Source organism: Nocardia sp. NPDC056064, assembly GCF_042266925.1.
Classification (GTDB): domain Bacteria; phylum Actinomycetota; class Actinomycetes; order Mycobacteriales; family Mycobacteriaceae; genus Nocardia.
In genome coordinates, this window is sequence record NZ_JBHJWO010000001.1 from 2,312,321 (window position 1) to 2,329,735 (window position 17,415).

15 protein-coding genes and 1 tRNA gene are annotated in these 17,415 nt (G+C 69.3%); 6 read left to right on the forward strand and 10 right to left on the reverse strand.

The window, feature by feature from the left end; all coding sequences use genetic code 11:
• Positions 1–1,809: 1,809 nt before the first annotated feature.
• Positions 1,810–2,079: a hypothetical protein gene (locus ACFC06_RS10585; protein WP_375929514.1), complete on the reverse strand. Its 270-nt coding sequence runs from the start codon at positions 2,077–2,079 to the stop codon at positions 1,810–1,812.
• A gap of 451 nt (positions 2,080–2,530) precedes the next feature.
• Here ACFC06_RS10585 and ACFC06_RS10590 point away from each other — a divergent pair, with 451 nt between their 5' ends.
• Both ACFC06_RS10590 and ACFC06_RS10595 read left to right on the forward strand, forming a co-directional pair.
• Entirely contained in the window at positions 2,531–2,782 is a 252-nt protein-coding gene (locus ACFC06_RS10590) for a hypothetical protein (RefSeq protein WP_375929515.1), read from the forward strand.
• 650 nt (positions 2,783–3,432) lie between these two features.
• On the forward strand, positions 3,433–3,627 hold the full coding sequence (locus ACFC06_RS10595; protein ID WP_375929516.1) for a hypothetical protein: 195 nt from the start codon (positions 3,433–3,435) through the stop codon (positions 3,625–3,627).
• Positions 3,628–4,056: 429 nt separating this feature from the next.
• Here the strand turns inward: ACFC06_RS10595 and ACFC06_RS10600 are convergent.
• The 6 genes from ACFC06_RS10600 to ACFC06_RS10625 all read right to left on the reverse strand — a co-directional run bounded on the left by ACFC06_RS10600 (position 4,057) and on the right by ACFC06_RS10625 (position 10,092).
• Positions 4,057–4,129 (reverse strand) — tRNA-Ala (locus tag ACFC06_RS10600).
• Positions 4,130–4,312: 183 nt separating this feature from the next.
• Complete coding sequence (locus ACFC06_RS10605; protein ID WP_375929517.1) at positions 4,313–5,053, reverse strand: DsbA family protein; 741 nt, start codon at positions 5,051–5,053, stop codon at positions 4,313–4,315.
• Positions 5,054–5,127: 74 nt separating this feature from the next.
• Complete coding sequence (locus tag ACFC06_RS10610) at positions 5,128–6,447, reverse strand: MFS transporter (RefSeq protein ID WP_375929518.1); 1,320 nt, start codon at positions 6,445–6,447, stop codon at positions 5,128–5,130.
• The gene (pgm, locus tag ACFC06_RS10615) at positions 6,444–8,081 is read right to left on the reverse strand and encodes a phosphoglucomutase (alpha-D-glucose-1,6-bisphosphate-dependent) (RefSeq protein ID WP_375929519.1); all 1,638 of its coding nucleotides are present in this window, start codon (positions 8,079–8,081) and stop codon (positions 6,444–6,446) included. Before pgm ends, ACFC06_RS10610 begins: the two co-directional genes overlap by 4 nt.
• A gap of 47 nt (positions 8,082–8,128) precedes the next feature.
• The gene (locus ACFC06_RS10620) at positions 8,129–8,293 is read right to left on the reverse strand and encodes a hypothetical protein (RefSeq protein WP_375929520.1); all 165 of its coding nucleotides are present in this window, start codon (positions 8,291–8,293) and stop codon (positions 8,129–8,131) included.
• A gap of 299 nt (positions 8,294–8,592) precedes the next feature.
• Positions 8,593–10,092: an MFS transporter gene (locus ACFC06_RS10625; protein WP_375929521.1), complete on the reverse strand. Its 1,500-nt coding sequence runs from the start codon at positions 10,090–10,092 to the stop codon at positions 8,593–8,595.
• 130 nt (positions 10,093–10,222) lie between these two features.
• Between ACFC06_RS10625 and ACFC06_RS10630 the strand changes: the two genes are divergently transcribed.
• The 4 genes from ACFC06_RS10630 to ACFC06_RS10645 all read left to right on the forward strand — a co-directional run bounded on the left by ACFC06_RS10630 (position 10,223) and on the right by ACFC06_RS10645 (position 13,243).
• Positions 10,223–10,900 (forward strand): TetR/AcrR family transcriptional regulator, encoded by a 678-nt coding sequence (locus ACFC06_RS10630; RefSeq protein WP_375929522.1) that lies wholly within the window; start codon positions 10,223–10,225, stop codon positions 10,898–10,900.
• Between the two features lie 92 nt (positions 10,901–10,992).
• The gene (locus ACFC06_RS10635) at positions 10,993–12,294 is read left to right on the forward strand and encodes a D-arabinono-1,4-lactone oxidase (RefSeq protein ID WP_375929523.1); all 1,302 of its coding nucleotides are present in this window, start codon (positions 10,993–10,995) and stop codon (positions 12,292–12,294) included.
• 87 nt (positions 12,295–12,381) lie between these two features.
• Complete coding sequence (locus tag ACFC06_RS10640; protein ID WP_375929524.1) at positions 12,382–12,795, forward strand: arsenate reductase ArsC; 414 nt, start codon at positions 12,382–12,384, stop codon at positions 12,793–12,795.
• A 49-nt stretch (positions 12,796–12,844) separates the two neighbouring features.
• A complete protein-coding gene (locus tag ACFC06_RS10645) occupies positions 12,845–13,243 on the forward strand; it encodes a VOC family protein (RefSeq protein WP_375929525.1) in 399 nt (132 codons plus the stop codon).
• Here ACFC06_RS10645 and ACFC06_RS10650 read toward each other — a convergent pair.
• From ACFC06_RS10650 to ACFC06_RS10660, 3 genes are all read right to left on the reverse strand, one after another.
• Entirely contained in the window at positions 13,219–13,707 is a 489-nt protein-coding gene (locus ACFC06_RS10650) for an NUDIX hydrolase (protein WP_375929526.1), read from the reverse strand. The two genes, ACFC06_RS10645 and ACFC06_RS10650, sit on opposite strands and share 25 nt — an antisense overlap.
• 122 nt (positions 13,708–13,829) lie before the next feature.
• Positions 13,830–14,525, reverse strand: coding sequence for a DUF6597 domain-containing transcriptional factor (locus ACFC06_RS10655; RefSeq protein WP_375929527.1), 696 nt, complete (start codon positions 14,523–14,525; stop codon positions 13,830–13,832).
• Entirely contained in the window at positions 14,522–17,341 is a 2,820-nt protein-coding gene (locus ACFC06_RS10660) for a WD40 repeat domain-containing serine/threonine-protein kinase (RefSeq protein ID WP_375929528.1), read from the reverse strand. Before ACFC06_RS10660 ends, ACFC06_RS10655 begins: the two co-directional genes overlap by 4 nt.
• Positions 17,342–17,415: the final 74 nt, after the last annotated feature.

Consider the following 17,415-nt stretch of genomic DNA (forward strand, 5'->3'; position numbering starts at 1 on the left):
TCTGGGACCACAGCGCTGAGCGCGAGATCAGTGGGGAGACCGACAGGCACCGTGGAGGTGATGACGGCAGCGATCGGCATCCGTAGCCGCAGGGCGTCAAGTTGTTCAAGCAACTCTGCGCGGTCGACTGGAGAGCATTCGTTGAAGCCATCGAGGATGACAGCGGTAGGGCTACCGGTCTCGACAGCGCACCGTAGCAACTGGAGGCCCGACTGTTCGGTGAAGGGTGCAACGGCCCGCGCGAGCGCGTGGCTGAAACGACCCTGCTGATACTCGTTGCAACGCACCCAGATCGGTACTCCACCGGCCGCCGCCACTCGCAATGCGGCATGCCGCATTGCGTGGGACTTGCCCGCGCCGCTGTCTCCAGTGAAGGTGACAACACGCTGGTTCAGCATCGCTTCCGCAAGCATTGCCGCCGGATCCTGCACCGTCTGCCTCGGGGCTGCCGCGGGTACCGGAACATACTCGTGCAGGTCTCGCCGGTGGGTAGCGGTGAAACGGCGCCGATAGCCATCCACCCCAACCGTGATGGCTTGCTGCGCAGCGCTTTCCGCCGGGCCGCGCAGTTCACGAACCAACTGCAGATATCTCGCGAATGCAAGCCAATGACCGTCTGTCCAGCCGAGCTGAGGCCCCTCGGAGGTAAGTAGGTCGAGCAGCTGCTGATACCCGACCACTTCGACGTGTCGATGAGTGTCCAGCTGAGACCCTACCGGAATGTCCGGATTGAGACAGATCACCGTTTGAAACCGGGTGTAGTACCTCCCCTGCACGTGCGGAACCCCACCATGCCGTGCAAGCGCATGCATGTCGTCACTGATCGAGAACGTCGCGGAATGGGCCTGGTGAAAGTAGTTCCGCCCCAACGGCCGAACGGGCCTTGAGGAAACTCCGTGCGCCCAGGGACCGTTGAGTCCACCGATGAGCGGAGCCTGCGGGTCTACCGTCTTCAGTTCGGCGTGCACAACCCGATGCGCGGTGGCAATCAGAAAGTCGATCTGCCGCTGACCACTTCTGGTGATGAAGTTCGCGAACACCCGGGCGCCACATCCACGCCGCACAAGATCAGCTCGCAACCGTGCAAGAAACGCACGCTCTGAGCCGTGAGCGAAATCGTCGCCGAGAAAGACCTCGACCTGTGTTGTAGTAGTCACCTGTTACCGGTTCGTCGTCCGGTGCTGCCCGAATAGTATCTCAGGAGGCACATAACCGCTCCAGCTACGACCGATCTGACGAGCGAAGATCGCCCGCTGGCCACGGTTCGCCGCCAGCTCCTCGACACCGAGGTTTTCGGCAACACTATTCTCCCGATCGCGTGGAGCAGATCGCGGACACGCTGACCGAGGTACTGCGTGGCTACGCCGAAGCCGGCACACTCCGGTACTCGCCTTCACCCGCGCTCACCGCGAACCGTCCACCCCTGGGGTTGAGACCACACATCGCGCAACCCCGGATACCCGGCCCCGTAGACCCCCGCCGTCTGCAGGCCCCGCGGCCTGAATACGCAGGTGTCCCGAGACGAGAGCTACGACCGGCTCGTGAAGCTCAGCGAGGAGGTCACCGCGATCCTCGGCGCCGCGATCAAACGCGCGCGGACCCCCGCGAACGTCGACCTGGCAAAAGGGGGCGCGAGACCTACGATGCGGCGCGCCCAACGATCCTGAACCAACAGCGCAGTGCCCTAGCAGAGTGGAAACCGCGCGACGAGAGCGCCATCAGGTCCCCGCATGAAAATCAGCGCGGCTACGACCGCAGTCGGGTGAAGCGGCAGCGGCCGTTGGCGTCCAGGTCCGACCGTCATCGCCATCAACAGCCGCACCGTCCATCGGTGACCGATGCGGCCGTCGGGTGCTGCAGATGCGAGTGCCAGCGCTGACGCATTACTTTCAGGCCTCGCTCCACCTGCTTCGTACGGGCCTGAACATGGGGATCGTCGGGGTCGTAGCCCGCCTCGATCAGCGCTTCACGGTCTTCGGGGGTCATATCGGGTTGGACGGAACGTGCTGGCGTCAGGCTCCCGGCAATTCGGACGACTTCCCGCAGCCGCTCGATCAGTGAAGCGGCCACGGCCGACATCGGCTGCCACCTTCGGCTGGAAGGCGTAGAACGGCGTGGCTGCCCGGGGATCTGCGCGAGGGTGGCGTCGATGCTTTCCGCCATCACGGCTTGGGGGCAGGCGGGATCATTAGCTGCCGTCGGCCGGGATCCGCAGGCAGGCGTCGCCGCATGGAAGTGCGTGTTCGGGCCCGCCATCAGCAGTCACTGACAGTCCTTGTCGGACCCCTGTCTCAAACGTTACGAAAGTTGTGCAGTGTCAAGCTATCGCACTTTCAGCAGGTGGGAGCTGTTCCGCTGCAGCGGTTCTGTAGCTGTTGTGAGTGATATGCTCCAGTGAACGAGGGCACAGCTCTCTCTTCATGGCCTCAGTCCCGCGACTGGGGCCCTTTCCATTTCTGGCGTTATTGCCAAACCATCGAGCCCTCGGCGAGCGATTGTCGGGGGCTCTTCTATTCCCGGAGGTGTGTTCATGCTCAGGACAACCGTGGTTGCTGGCGGGACGGCTGTGGTGACCGGTGTGATCCTCTCCACCCAGTGGTGGGCGGCGGCAGCATATTTCAGCGCGGTTACTGTTGTGACGATCCTCGCCCTGTGCAGAGCAAACCGTGACGATGTGCCCTGGATTTTCGAGGCGTGGGTCGCTGGTTTCGGGTTCCGCGGCCCGGCCCAACGCAGCATGGCTGATGTCGATGAGCTCCGATCCGCCGGGAGGAGGGCATGAGCCGCCGCAGGTACCATTACGACCCAGTAGAGCAGCAAGCCACCGACAGAGCCGCCGTCCAGCACTTCGGCCAGCAGGTTGAGGCCCTTCTCCACTTTGTGACCGAGCGAGAGTCAGAGTTGATCAGCCGTCTACTCGACGGCCAAATGCTGTGGGAAGCAGCCGAAGCCACCGGGCTGTCGTACATCGAAGCGGAGATGACGCTGATGTGGACGATCTCCGCATACCGCGGGGGCCGCCCCGTAAGCCGCAACCACGATCTCAAAACCGATGAGCTGCACCGGATTCTGAGGCTATTCAGTCAGGCCACTGATCGTGATTTCGCCGCCAGGAAGCGAAGGTGGTGTCAGTTCCATCTCGGCTGGACTGAGTCGCGCGGAAATCCATGCGGTGGGTGCCCTTGCGATCTGAAGATCGCAAGGGCTGGGGGGTTGGGCAGGCCACGACGTTATTGCGACAACGCATGTCGACAGCGGGCCTACCGCCGCCGGAGGCAGACCGGTAGGTCACACCTGAGCACCTCGGCATAGTGTCGCCGCGGGCACAGTGTCGTTCTCGAAGTCGACGTAAAACCCCACTACACCGGCCAAGATGGCATCGCCTCACCGCAGGTCTATGCACGCGACACCCGAATCGACATGATCCCACGGATGCGCGGCTACGAGGTCTTCCGCTTCGGTGGCGCCGTGCTGACCGACCCCGAAACCGCGAAGCCATCACTCACTGAATTCTTCACGGCGCTGTTCGACAGATTTGCAGGCCCCGCAGACCAGTATGAACTGGACCATCGCGCTGCCAGGCCACAACCGCCCGGGCCAATAGACCAGCACCAGAACTGCCGCTGAGATAGGTGAGATCCGGACATGAGCCACCGTTCGGGAAGGCCAGGTTGGGCAAGCTTGGCACGCCCGTCAGGAGCATGGAGTCGTCGGCGTCGTCCGGGCAATCAACACGGTTCGCGCGTTCAACCTGCCGGGGTGCGCAACCTGTGGTCACCAGCGGGCGGCGCCGCAAGCCCCGTGCGGCGAACTTGACCCGCCCAAGAACTCCATCCCGCGACCGAAACAATCACTGGATGGCGGAGTGAGATCGCCAGACAGGTTCTCACTGTCGGCTGCGGACGCATCGCCCATCGCGGCGAATCGGACCCACGACAGGGCAGGCCGCACGCAGCATCCATCAAACACACAATCAAAAACGGGGGGTTTACGGGGGCCAGAACCGGAAAACAGGTCAGGCCCGGTCATTTGACCGGGCCTGACCTGCTATTTCTGTGGAGCTAAGGGGACTCGAACCCCTGACCCCCACACTGCCAGTGTGGTGCGCTACCAGCTGCGCCATAGCCCCTTGTTCTTTTGTTTCAGCCGCTCTCGCTGCTGCCTGAATGAAGTTACACCATGGTTCTCGGCGACTACAAATCGGCTGGTAGAGGGCGGAAAAGTGGGGATTTTCGGGTGTGGCTGGAGGGGGTGGTGGGGGGTGGAGAGGTGTGGGTGAGGGGTGGGGTGTGGGGAACCTCACCTCGGGGTGTCAGGGGGTGAGGGTGGTGACCCAGTTTTCGTCGGACCAGTCGAGCTTGGTGGTGCCGTCGTAGACGGAGGGGGTGGCGGACTTGTTGCCGGTGCGGGCGTCGAGGTCGGCGAGGTTGGTGGCGGCGGCGGTGCGGGCGGCGTCGAGCTGGGCGCCGCCGGTGATGCAGGTGGCCACGGATTCGGGGGCGCCGGATTCGGTGGCGATTCTGGCCAGGGCGGGGTTGCTCAGGTCGGCGGCGCCTTCGTCGGGCTGGCGGGTGGTGAAGACGGTCTCGTGGAATTTTCCGTAGATCGGGCCCGAACCGGTCTGGGCGACACAGAGATTCGCGGCGAAGGCGCGGGTGGAGTAGTCCTTGCTCTTGGACTTGTCGTCGAGGAACGTGACGAAGTGGTAGTTGATCGCCAGTTCGCCCTCGTCGATCTTCTGCGCCAGCTCCTGGCCGTAGCTGGTCTCGAGAACGCCGCAGGCGGGGCAGATCGGGTCCTCGAACAGGTCGATGGTCTTGGCGGCGTCGGGGCGGCCGAGGCGGATCACGCCGGCGGGCGTGGTGCTCACCTGCACGGCCGGGTCGTGGACGGGGCCGTATCCCTCGTTGCGGACCGGCGGCGGCCCGTCGTTGCCCCACTTGTACGCGGCGAACACGATCGCCCCGATCAGCACGAGCGCCACCGCGGCCAGCGCGTAGGTGGTGTTGCTGGACACGGGGCGCGGATTGTGGGGTGACTTGGCGCTGCTCACCCGTCCACTCTGCCTCGAGGCGCGCGTCACCCGGCGGCCGGGCACCGGGAAATGGCGTTGACCTGCGGGTCCGCTCAGCCGGGAGCGCCGCGACGGGCCGTCGCGACCATGCCGTCGCGCACCACCGGGACGCCGTCGGAACCGTCGCAACTGCATTGCGGGTCGATGCCGTCACCGGCGTGGTCGGGGTGGGTGGGGTCGTCGGGATGGACGATCCGGGAGGGCTCGGGGGTCAGCACCCAGACCACGGCCGAGACCGCGAGCAGCGCACCGGTGACCGCCATGCCGACGCCGAAGGAGGTGCGCTCGGCCAGCCAGCCGATCGCGATCGGGCCGAGCACGGTGCCCAGATCGGCGGCCATCTGGAAGGCGGCCAGCACCGGGCCGCCGCGGGCCCGCGCGCCGATGACGTCGGCCAGGGCCGCCTGCTGGGCGGGGCTGAACATGCCCGAGCCGAGCCCGGCGACGAATGAGGCGACCAGGAACCAGGGCAGCGAGGGGGCGAAGCCGAGCACGCCGGTGCCCACCGCGCAGATGGCCGAACCGGCGATCAGGAACGGTTTGCGGCCGAAGCGGTCGGAGAGGCGACCGGAGACGAACAGCACCGCCGCATTGCCTGCGGCGAACACCGTCAGCGCCACCCCGGCCATGCCGGATTCCTGGCGCAGGGTCTCCACCACCAGCAGCGGGACGAACGCCATCCGCACGCCGAACACGGCCGCGCCACCGGCGAAACTCGACAGCAGGACCGAGCGGTAGGCGGGTTCGGACCAGGCGTGCCGGAAGGTGAACACCGACGTGGCGGCGGCATCGTCGGCGACGAGCACCGGGGAGTCGCGCAGCCCGGCGAAGACGATGACACAGACCACGAGCAGCGCGGCCATATAGATGACGAACGGTGCCCGCAACCCGAGCCCGGCGAGCACTCCGCCGACCAGCGGACCCAGCAGCGAACCGATCAGGAAACTCGTCGAATAGATCCCCGAGACCCGCCCGCGCGCCGCCGGGGGCGACACCCGGATGATCAGCGCCATCGACGACACGGTGAACATGGTCGAGCCGACCCCGCCGAGCGAACGCAGCACCAGCAGTTGCCAATACGTCTGGGCCAGCGCGCAGGCACCGGTCGACAGCGCGACGATGACGATGCCCGCCAGATAGACGCGCCGCTCCCCCAGCTTCTGCACCAACCGCCCGCTGGCGGGCGCGAACAGCAGCCGCATCAGCGCGAAGGCGCTCACGATGGCCGAGGCCGCCGCGATGCCGACACCGAACTGGCGCGCGTACTGCGGCAGGACCGGGGCGACCAGCCCGAAGCCCAGGGCGATCACGAAGGCCGCCGCGATCAGGACCCAGATCTCGGCGGGTAGCCGGACTTTGGCCGGCGCGCTCACTCGCTCAGCGCCTGATTCACCATCTCCTCGGCCGCGGCCTGCACCTGGGTGAGGTGCTCGGGACCGAGGAAGGACTCGGCGTAGATCTTGTATTTGTCCTCGGTGCCGGAGGGTCGCGCGGCGAACCAGGCGTTCTCGGTGGTGACCTTGAGCCCGCCCAGCGGCGCGCCGTTGCCGCGCGCGGTGGTGAGGATGCCGGTGATCTGCTCCCCCGCGATCTCGGTGCCGGTGACGGCGTCGGGGGTGAGCCGGGCGAGCTTGGCCTTCTGCTCGCCGGTGGCGACCGCGTCGATGCGCGCGTAGGCGGGGCTGCCGTATTGACGTTCGAGTTCGCCGTAGCGGGCCGAGGGCGTCTGGCCGGTGACGGCGGCGATCTCGGCGGCGAGCAGGGCCAGCAGGATGCCGTCCTTGTCGGTGGTCCACACGGTGCCGTCCATCCGCAGGAACGACGCGCCCGCGCTCTCCTCGCCGCCGAAAGCCAGGCTGCCGCTGAACAATCCGGGCACGAACCACTTGAACCCGACCGGCACCTCGTGCACGTCACGGCCGAGCACGCCGACCACCCGGTCGACCATGGACGAGGTGACCACGGTCTTGCCGATCTTGGTGAGCGCGTCCCACCACATGCGGTTGGCGACCAGGTACTCGATGGCCACGGCCAGGAAGTGGTTGGGGTTCATCAGGCCACCGTCGGGGGTGACGATGCCGTGCCGGTCGGCGTCGGCGTCGTTGCCGGTGGAGATGTCGTAGTCGTCCTTGATGCCGACCAGCGCGGCCATGGCGTGCCGGGAGGAGGGGTCCATCCGGATCTGGCCGTCGCTGTCGAGGGTCATGAATCGCCAGGTGGGGTCGACGAACGGGTTGACCACCTCGAGCTCGAGATCGAAACGCTGACCGATCTCCTCCCAGTAGTCCACGCTCGCGCCGCCCATCGGGTCGGCGCCCAGGCGGATGCCCGCGCCGCGGATCGCGTCCAGGTTCAGGGCGTTCGGCAGATCGGCGACGTAGTGGTCGAGGTAGTCGTAGCGCTCGACATGGGTGCTCAGGGCCTGGTCCAGCGGCACCCGGCGGACCTCGGCGAGGCCGCCGCGCAGCAGTTCGTTGGCGCGGGCGGCGATGGCGTCGGTGGCCTTGGTGTCGGCGGGGCCGCCGTGCGGGGGGTTGTATTTGAAGCCGCCGTCGCCGGGCGGGTTGTGCGAGGGGGTGACGACGATGCCGTCGGCCTGATGCTTGGTGCCGCCCCGGTTGTGCCGCAGCACAGCGTGACTCAGCGCGGGGGTGGGCGTGTAGCGGCCGCGGGCGTCGATCACCGCGGTGACGTCGTTGCCCGCGAGCACCTCGAGCGCCGTGGTCCAGGCGGGTTCGGACAGGGCATGGGTGTCGCGCGCGAGGTAGACCGGGCCGGTGATCCCGCGGGTGGCGCGGTACTCGACGATCGCCTGGGTGATGGCCATGATGTGGGCCTCGTTGAACGCGCAGTCCACGCTGGAGCCGCGATGGCCGGAGGTGCCGAAGACCACCTGCTGGGCGGGTTCGTCCGGGTCGGGGACGCGGCTGTAGTACGCGGTGACCAGGTGGGCGACGTCCACCAGGTCGGTCGGGCGGGCGGGCCGTCCGGCGCGATCGTGGGCCATGGCAGGGGTTCCCTTCCGTGTCGGCTGCGCGCGGCTGGTCATGAGGATCATGCGCCCGCGCTCGCGCCGGTCGGACCACCCAGCCGCGCCGGATCGACAATGGTAACCGCCGACCCGCCCGGCGGCGGGGTGGTTTCGCGACGCGCGGGCACCGCCCGGTTGCGGGCGGGCGCCCCGAGCATGCTGCCGACGAACCCGAGCGCAACGCTCATCTGCCGGCCCCCTTCCGTCGTCGCGTTCACGTCGTCCGTCGTGCGATGCCGCCTCGCCCAGCGGGTCGCGAGCTGGCCGGGCACCACGGCGCCGGGCGCTGCGGGTCGGGGGGCCGTGGCCGGATCCGCTCCGCTGATGGTCGTTGCTCATGGTATCGACAGCCACCGACATCCGCCGCGTCCGCCTCGGGTCGCCCCACCGCGGCGCGTCCGCGACGCAGCGAATACCGGGCAAACGGCACACAGACCGAAGGCCCGGACCGTTATGCGGTCCGGGCCTTCGGTTCTCGATCAGCCGATCAGTGCGCCAGCACCGGCTCACCCTCGGCCGGGGCGGGCACCGTGTTCGGCATGAGCACGGCGATCACGATCGCGCCGAGCACGAATGTGGCCGCCCCCCACCAGAAGCTGGTGGTGTAGCTCTCGATCGCGCCCTGCGCCATGGTGAGCGGGCCGGGGGCGTGCGAGGAGACGTAGTCGGTCATCGCCGAGGCAGCGATGGTGCTCAGCAGCGCGGTACCGATCGAACCGCCGACCTGCTGGCTGGTGTTGACCATCGCCGAGGCGACACCGGCATCCTCGTGGTGCACACCCGCCGTGGCGCCCTGGAAGGCGACCGACATCGCGGCACCGAGGCCGAGGCCGAGCAGGACCAGGGCGGGCAGGATGTGGGTGACGTAGCTGGTGTCCAGGCCGATCCGGGTCAGCCAGATCATGCCCACCGCCGCGACCAGGAACCCGCCGCTGATGACGATCTTCGGGCCGACCTTCGGCAGCAGCAGCGAGGGCGCGGTGGTCGAGGAGGCCACCATGCCCGCGACCATCGGCAGGAACGCCAGGCCGGTGACGATCGGGGTGTACTCGAGGGTCAGCTGCATGTAGAAGGTGAGGAACAGGAAGATCGCGAACATCCCGATGCCCATGGTGAACACGGTCAGGTAGGACGCGCCACGGGTGCGGTCGGCCACGATGCGCAGCGGCAGCAGCGGGTGCGCGACGCGGGTCTCGATCCAGACGAACACCGCGAGCAGCACGGCGCCACCGATCAGGAAGGCCAGCGTGACCGGGTCGGTCCAGCTGTGCGACTCGGCGTGCGAGAAGCCGTAGACGATGCCGAACAGCGCGGCGGTGACGGCGATGGTGCCGGGCCAGTCGAGCTTGGGGCGGGTGGTCGCGGTGTGCTTGGCCAGCAGCAGCACGGCACCGACCAGCGCCACGGCGGCGAAGATCAGGTTGACGTACATCGCCCAGCGCCACGACGCCCACTCGGTGAGCGCGCCGCCCAGCAGCAGGCCGATGGCGCCACCGGCACCGGCGACGGCACCGAAGATGCCGAAGGCCTTGGCCCGTTCCTTGGGTTCGGTGAAGGTGACCGTCAGCAGCGACAGCGCGGCGGGGGCGAGCAGCGCGCCGAACACACCCTGGCCGACGCGGGCGGCCACGAGCATCTCGAAGCTGGACGCGGCGCCACCGATGGCGGAGGCCACCGCGAAGCCGATCAGGCCGACGATGAAGGTGTTGCGGCGGCCGAACAGGTCGCTGAGCCTGCCACCGAGCAGCAGCAGGCTGCCGAAGGCCAGCGCGTAGCCGGTGATGACCCACTGCCGGTCGCCGTCACCGAAGCCGAGGTCGGCCTGGGCGGCGGGCAGGGCGATGTTCACGATCGTGGCGTCCAGCACGACCATGAGCTGGGCGATGCCGAGGACGGCGAGCACCCACCAGCGCAGGGCGTGCGAACCCCGGCGGCTCGTGCCCGCGTCCGCGGGACGCTCGGTCCCGGTGTCGAGTGTGGTGGTCATAACTCCCCTTGTGAGTCGTCTGCGTGTGTTTCCGGTGGCATAATTGGAGATACCGCCTCCGCTTCAACGAAGCTACCAGATTAACGGAGAAACCACCTCCACTTAATCCCCGGATTGCTAGGATGCACCTGTGAATCACGCCACGACGACCCCAGCACCACCCCGCCGCCTGCGCGCCGACGCCGTGCGCAATCAGCAGCGGATCGTCGCGGCCGCCCGCGAGCTCTTCGCCGACCACGGTCTCGAGATCACGCTCGACGATGTCGCCGAACGCGCCGGTGTCGGCGTGGGCACGGTCTACCGCCGCTTCGCGAACAAGAAGGAACTCATCACCGAGGTCTTCGACCAGCACCTGGTCGACTTCGCCGAGGCCGCCGAGGGCGCGCTCGACAATCCCGACCCCTGGCTGGGCCTGGTGGAGTTCTTCGAGAACGCCTGCAAGCACCTCGCGGCCAATCGAGGCTTCGGCGAGGTCATGCTCGAGCTCGAGGAAGATCCCGCCCGCTTCGCCGAACTGCGTGACCGCATCCGCCCGTCGGTGACCGCGATCGTCGAGCGCGCCCGCGAGGCAGGCGCCGTCCACCCCGACATCACCACCTCGGACTTCTTCGCCCTGATCCACATGGTCAACGCATTCGCCGAATTCGCGGGCCCGGTGAATGCCGAAGTGTGGCAGCGCTATATGGCCGTCACCCTCAACGGCGTACGCACCGACGCCGTCCCCCGCCGCCCCCTGCTCGTCGACCCGCTCACCGACGAGGAAGTCGAACAGGCCAAGGCCGCGGGCTGCGTCGGCCGCCGCCGCTGACCCGATTCCCCCCTCGACCATTCGATCGCTGACCGGTTGCCACACGCGTAACCAGTAGCGCGCGTCACACTTCATCCACTACTCTTGGACACATGACCAAGAGCACCTGGGTGAACTGGGCGGGCGAGCAGCGCTGCACACCCGCCGTCGTCGCCGCGCCCCGCGGCGTCGAAGAACTGGCCGAGATCGTGACCGCGGCGGCCGAGGCGGGGCGCACCGTGCGGGTCGCCGGCTCGGGTCATTCGTTCACCGACGCGGTGCTCACCGACGGCACCCTCGTCGACCTGGGCGGGCTGAACCGGGTGCTCGATGTGGACACCGCGACCGGGCGGGTGCGGGTGGAGGCCGGGCTCACGCTCAACGCGGCGAGCCCGCTGCTGCACGAACACGGGCTGGCGTTCCCGAATCTGGGCGATATCGACACCCAAACCATCGCGGGCGCCACCGCGACCGCCACCCACGGCACCGGCGCGAAACTGCAGAACATCTCCGCGGCGCTGCACTCGGTGGAGGTCATGCTGGCCGACGGCAGCCGGGTGGAGCTCAACGAGCAGACCGATCCGGACGGATGGAAAGCCGCGCGGGTCAGTATCGGCGCGCTCGGCATCGTCACCGCGACGACGCTGCAGCTCGAGCCGTCCTTCGTGCTCGACAATGTCGAACGGCCGGTGCCGCTCTACGAGGTGCTCGCCGATCTCGACAGCTACGTCGACGGCAACGACCACTTCGAGTTCTTCGCCTTCCCGCACAGCTCGGTGGCGATGACCAAGGCGCTCAACCGCACCGACGCGGTCGAACAGCCGCGCGGCCGGATCAGCGAGTGGCTCAACGACATCGTGCTCGCCAATCACCTCTACGACGGAATGTGCAAGGTGGGCAGGCGAATTCCCGCCGCCATCCCCACCATCCACCGGCTGGCCGCGCTCGCGGGCAGCAACAACCGGCAGACCGATCGCTCCTACCGCGTCTTCGCCACCCCGCGCCTGGTGAAGTTCAACGAGATGGAATACGCCGTGCCCCGGGAACATTCGGTGGCAGCGGTCCGCGAGATCGTCGAGCTCGGCAAGCGCTTCGACACCCCGATGCCGATCGAGGTGCGCTGGGTGGCCCCCGACGACGCGTTCCTGTCCCCCGCGGGCGGGCGCGACACCTGCTACATCGCCGTGCACCAGTACGAGGGCATGGTGTGGGACCCGTATTTCCGTGCCTGCGAAGCGGTTTTCGACACCTACGGCGGCAGGCCGCACTGGGGCAAACGGCACTACCAGACCGCCGAGACCCTGCGTCCGCGCTACCCCGACTGGGACCGGTTCACCGCGGTGCGCCGCCGCCTCGACCCCACCGGGGTGTTCGCCAACGACTACGTGCGCCGGGTGCTGGGTTCGCTGGACTGATTCCGCCGGTACCGGTTGTTCCACCCCGGTGGCGCGGGTATATCTGAAGTGCCACAAGCACTTCGCTCCAGCGCCGAAAGGGCGACCATGGCCCACACACCCAGCGTGTTGTTCGTCTGTGTCCAGAACGCGGGCCGGTCGCAGATGGCGGCGGGACTGCTGCGGGCCATGGCGGGCACCCGCATCGAGGTGCGCACCGCGGGCAGCGAACCCGCCGACGCGCTGCATCCCGTCGCGGTGGCGGCCATGGCCGAGATCGGCATCGACATCGCCGGCGAGCAACCCAAGGCGCTCACCGACGACGCCGTCGGCCTCTCCGATGTGGTGGTGACGATGGGCTGCGGTGAGGTGTGCCCGTACTTCCCCGGGATCAGCTATCGCGACTGGGTCCTGGCCGACCCGGCCGGGCAGCCGATCGAGGTGGTGCGCGGCATCCGCGACCACCTGCGCATCCTGATCGGCAACCTCATCGCCGAACTGGTGCCCGCACCGACCCGCTGACGTCCGATTCGTTCAAGACGCCCGCCGACGCCTCGCTTACGCTGCGGATATGACTCCACGGCTTGATGTGATCTCGATCGTCGTCTCCGACATGGCCGCCTCGGTGACCTTCTATCGCAAGCTCGGCCTCGCCTTCCCCGAGGGCGCGGAAACCGAGAAACACACCGAGGCACCGCTCGGTGGCGGCCTGCGCCTGGCGCTGGACTCCGAGGCGGTCATCGCCTCGTTCTCACCGGGCTGGGAGCCGCCGACCGGGCACGGCCGCAGCGGGATCGCGTTCCGCTGCGCCGACCCGGCCGAGGTGGACAAGTTGTGGGCCGAACTCGTCGCGGACGGCTACCACGGCGACCTCGCGCCCTGGGACGCCGTCTGGGGCCAGCGCTACGCCACGCTCGCCGACCCCGACGGCCAGGGCATCGATCTCTACGCCCCGTTGCCCAGCGAATAGGCCGACCAGCCGCGCGGGTCGCGCTGGCGCCGCTGGTACCGGCCCAGGATCTCGCGGACCTCGTCGCTGACCGGCGGTTCCCCGGTCAGCCTGGTCCACAGGTGGGTGTCGTGTTCGGTCAACCGCACCGGCCCGGTCGCGGCGACATCGACGACGAAAGTGAACTGCCTGGTCCGCGCGCCGGTACTGGACAGGTAGTCGAATTCGCCCAGGTAGTCGGTGACCTCGGTGACCTCGAGCCCGGTCTCCTCGGCGACTTCGCGGGCCACCGCGTCGTCGAGGGCCTCGCCGGGTTCCACGACCCCGCTCGGTAGTTCCCAGCGGCCGCCCAGCGAGTCGGATCGTCGGCGGCGGAGGATGAGCACCCGGTGGTGCCGGACGACGACGGCACCGACGACAAGTCGACGGACTTCGTCTCGTTCGGCCTCGATACGGAGCGTGGAGTACACGGATTCGTCGATCATTCGGGTCACATCCTCTCGTCGTGTTTCGGACTTGCCTGGCACAAGCGACGGGGCGTGCTCTGTGAGCATAACTTTCCCCCGGGGCGTTGCCGAATGAGACTTTCCGGGCGCACGGTCACGGATTACCGCGGCTGCAGCACCCGGACCGAGCATCCGGCCAGGTCACGGAACTCTCGGGACAGGTGCGCCTGGTCGGCGAAACCGGTCACCGCGGCGGTCTCGGCGGCCGGGATTCCGGCGCGCACGGCGGCCAGCGCGCGCTGGAACCGGAGAATTCGGGCCAACATCTTGGGTCCGTAGCCGAAAGCCGCCAGGCTGCGGCGGTGCAGCATCCGGGCCGAGAGCCCCGCCAGCGAGGCCGTGTCGGCCACCGTGGCGCCCGCGGCGAGATTGTCCGCGACGGCGGTGAGCACCGGGTCGGCGCGCGCTTTCCCCTCGGCCAGTCGAGCGGCGACCGTCTCGAGCGCCACCACCCGGTCGGGCGCGTTGTCGATCGAGTCGATCAGCGTGCGGACCTCCCGGGTGGGCAGCAGATCGCCCAGGTCGACCCGCTGATTCAGCAACTCCACCGCGGGCACGCCCAGCAGCGCGGGCGCCGTCCCCGGCGCGAAGCGGATCCCGACGAACTCCCCGGCCCGATCCGACGGCGCGAGAAAGGCGCGGCTGTCCGGCCCGGCCACCATGAGCGCGCCCTCGGTCCAGATCAGATCCATGCACCCGTCGGGATAGACCGTGACCGGCCCCGGCCGCGCGGACCGGCCGCGAGTCCACACCACGGCCCGGTCGAGGCGTGCCGCACGCTCCCGGTAGTCGGTCATCCCCCGACGGTAGCCCCGCCCACCGACACCTTCGACCGCTGGTCCGGTGCGATGAGCCACAGGCGTACCGTCTCGTCGGCGCTGCCGGTGGCCAGCAGGGCGCCGTCGCGGCTGAAGGCGACGGCGGTCACCGCGTCGGTATGGCCGAGCAGCGGCGCGCCGACCGGCCGCCGGGTGCGGATGTCCCACAGCCGCACGATGCGGTCGGCCGACGCCGAGGCCAGCAGGGTCCCGTCGGGACTGAAGGCCACCGCGTGCACGGCGTCGGTGTGCCCGGTGAGGGCATCGCCGATCTGCGCACGGGTTCGCATGTCCCACAACCGGATTCCCGCGTCCAGCCCGGCAGAGGCGAGCACGGTGCCGTCCGGGCCGAACGCCACGGTGTAGAGGGACTCGGTGTGGCCGAGCAGTGGCGGACCCGCGAGCCCGCGCGTGCGGGTGTCCCAGAGCCGCACGGCCTGGTCGAGGCCGCCCGCGGCCAGCAGGGCGCCCGTGGGCGAGAAGGACAGGGTGGTCACCGCGACCGGCCGGTCCACCAGCGGCGGCCCGATCGGCTGTCCCGTCCCGGCGTCCCACAGGCGCAGCGTGCCGTCGGTGCCCGCCGTGGCCAGCACGGCGCCGTCGGGGCTGAAGCCCACCGCGGAGACCCAGCCCCGATGACCGGCCAGTGACCAGCCCGCGGGATCGGTGACACGGGTGTCCCACAGGTGCGCGGTGCCGCCGCGGCCACCGGCGGCCACCGCCGAACCCGTCGGGTCGAAGGCCACCGCCTCGACCCACGCACCGAGCCCGTGCAGGCCACCCACCGCCGACCGGGTCCGCAGATCCCACAGGGTGACACCCTCGGTGTCGCCGCCGGTCGCGAGCGCCGTCCCGTCGGGACGGAACGCCAGGGCCGCGATCCTGGTGCCGGTCCGGATCGTCGAGGCGGGCGTGGCCCGCGAGACGGTGCCCGCCGCCGCGCCGACCGCGACCGACCAGAACCGCACGGTGGTGTCGAAGCCGGCGCTCGCCAGGAAGTTGCCCTCGGGACTGAACGCGACGGACAGGATCGAATGCGTATGCCCGATGGCCGGGGTACCCAGCGCGCGACCCGTGCGGGGATCCCAGAGCCGCACGGTCCGGTCGTTGCCCGCCGTGGCGAGCAGTGACCCGTCCGGGCTGACGGCGAGCGAGATCACCGAATCGGTGTGGCCGGTGAGGGATTCGCCCAGTTGGCGGCCGGTGCGCGGGTCCCAGAGCCGGGCTGTTCCGTCGGCGCCGCCGGAGGCCAGCCGGGTTCCGTCCGGGGTGAAGGCGACCGACTGGACCCAGCGGCTGTGCCCGGTGAGCGGTCGGCCGATCGGCGAGCCGGTGCGCGGGTCCCAGAGCCGGACGGTGCTGTCGCCGCCCGCGCTCGCGAGCATCGCGCCGTCGGGGGCGAAGGCGATGTCACAGACGAGGTCGGTGTGGCCCCGCAGCGGCGCGCCGATCGGCTGCGCGGTGCCGACATCCCAGAGCCGCACGGTCCGGTCGGCTCCGGCGGTGGCGACGGTGGTGCCGTCCGGCGCGAATCGGACCGCGTGGACGGTTCCGGTGTGGCCGGTCAGCCGGGGTCCGGCCGGGCGGCGGGTGCGCGCGTCCCAGATCTGCGCCGTCCCGTCGGCACTGCCGGTGACCAGCAGCCTCCCGTCCGGGCTGAAGCGTGCCGAGAAGACCGCCGCGGAATGCCCGATGAACGGCTCGCCGACCGGCTGCTGGGTCTGGGCGTCGAGGACGCGCACGACGTTGTAGTCGGCGTCGCAGACCGCGACCGTGGCACCGTCCGGGCTGTAGGTCACCGAGCAGACCGGTACGGCCATGTTCACCGTGGCGATCGGAGTCAGCGGCGGTGCCTGCGTCGGCCGGTCGCCGGTGGGCGGTGTCGTGGCGCGCATGGTCGGCGCGGTGCGCGCGGCCGGTGGGTGCGGGGCCGACGCGGGCGGTGGGTGCGGGGCCGCGACCGACAACGCGTCGGCGGCCGCCCTGGCCAGCGCGGCGCAGCTCGGATAGCGATCCGCGGGCTGCTTGGCCAGCGCGGTCGCGACGACCCGGTCCAGTGCCGCGGGGAGGTCCGGGCGCAGATCGGTGACCCGTGGCGGCGGCGCCGTGAGATGCGCGCCGATGATCGCGGCCTGCTCGCCCGCGGGGAAAGGCTTTCTGCCGGTGAGCAATTCGTAGAGCGTGCAACCCAGGGAGTAGATGTCGGCCCGATGGTCGGCCGGCGTGCCGAGGAAGCGTTCCGGCGCGGTGTAGGGCAGGGTCGCGGCGATGCCGGAGACCGTCACGGTGTCGTCGAAGGAGCGGGCGATGCCGAAATCCGCGACCAGCACCCGTTCCTCGTCGGTGTGGTCGCGTTCCACGAGCAGATTCGCCGGCTTGATGTCGCGGTGCAGGACGCCGTGGTGGTGGGCGTGGTCGAGGCCGCGGGCGGCGTCGGCGATCCAGCCGGTCACCCGGTCGGCGGGCAGTCCTGCCCGCGCGTCGCGCAGCAGCCCTGCCGCGTCGCCACCGGCGATGTAGCGCATGGTCAACCACAGCGTGTCCTCGTCGGCTGCGCTGCGGTCGTAGACGGCGACGATGTTCGGATGGTCCAGCCGCGAGGCCAGCCGCGCCTCGCGGTCGAAGGCGGCTCGTGCCCCGGCACCGCCGCCGGTCAGCTCGCCCAGCACCTTCAGCGCGACGGCCCGGTCCAGCCGGGGATGCCGCGCGAGATACACCACGCCCATCCCGCCCGCGCCGAGCTCACGCTGCACGGTGTAGCCGGCGAACACCGTGCCCGGTAGCAGCCGCACCACCGACCCCCTCCACCCCGCCGACGAACCCGGTCCACCCTACCGCCGCCCACGCGATGCCCGGTGGCCCGCACGGT

What these genes read in the sequence shown, in the direction of transcription:
- ACFC06_RS10585 (WP_375929514.1), bottom strand. Translation starts at nt 2,079, where the DNA reads ATGTCGGCCGTGGCCGCTTCACTGATCGAGCGGCTGCGGGAAGTCGTC.
- ACFC06_RS10590 (WP_375929515.1), top strand. Translation starts at nt 2,531, where the DNA reads ATGCTCAGGACAACCGTGGTTGCTGGCGGGACGGCTGTGGTGACCGGT.
- ACFC06_RS10595 (WP_375929516.1), top strand. Translation starts at nt 3,433, where the DNA reads ATGCGCGGCTACGAGGTCTTCCGCTTCGGTGGCGCCGTGCTGACCGAC.
- pgm (WP_375929519.1), bottom strand. Translation starts at nt 8,081, where the DNA reads ATGGCCCACGATCGCGCCGGACGGCCCGCCCGCCCGACCGACCTGGTG.
- ACFC06_RS10620 (WP_375929520.1), bottom strand. Translation starts at nt 8,293, where the DNA reads ATGAGCGTTGCGCTCGGGTTCGTCGGCAGCATGCTCGGGGCGCCCGCC.
- ACFC06_RS10625 (WP_375929521.1), bottom strand. Translation starts at nt 10,092, where the DNA reads ATGACCACCACACTCGACACCGGGACCGAGCGTCCCGCGGACGCGGGC.
- ACFC06_RS10635 (WP_375929523.1), top strand. Translation starts at nt 10,993, where the DNA reads ATGACCAAGAGCACCTGGGTGAACTGGGCGGGCGAGCAGCGCTGCACA.
- ACFC06_RS10640 (WP_375929524.1), top strand. Translation starts at nt 12,382, where the DNA reads ATGGCCCACACACCCAGCGTGTTGTTCGTCTGTGTCCAGAACGCGGGC.
- ACFC06_RS10645 (WP_375929525.1), top strand. Translation starts at nt 12,845, where the DNA reads ATGACTCCACGGCTTGATGTGATCTCGATCGTCGTCTCCGACATGGCC.
- ACFC06_RS10650 (WP_375929526.1), bottom strand. Translation starts at nt 13,707, where the DNA reads ATGATCGACGAATCCGTGTACTCCACGCTCCGTATCGAGGCCGAACGA.
- ACFC06_RS10655 (WP_375929527.1), bottom strand. Translation starts at nt 14,525, where the DNA reads ATGACCGACTACCGGGAGCGTGCGGCACGCCTCGACCGGGCCGTGGTG.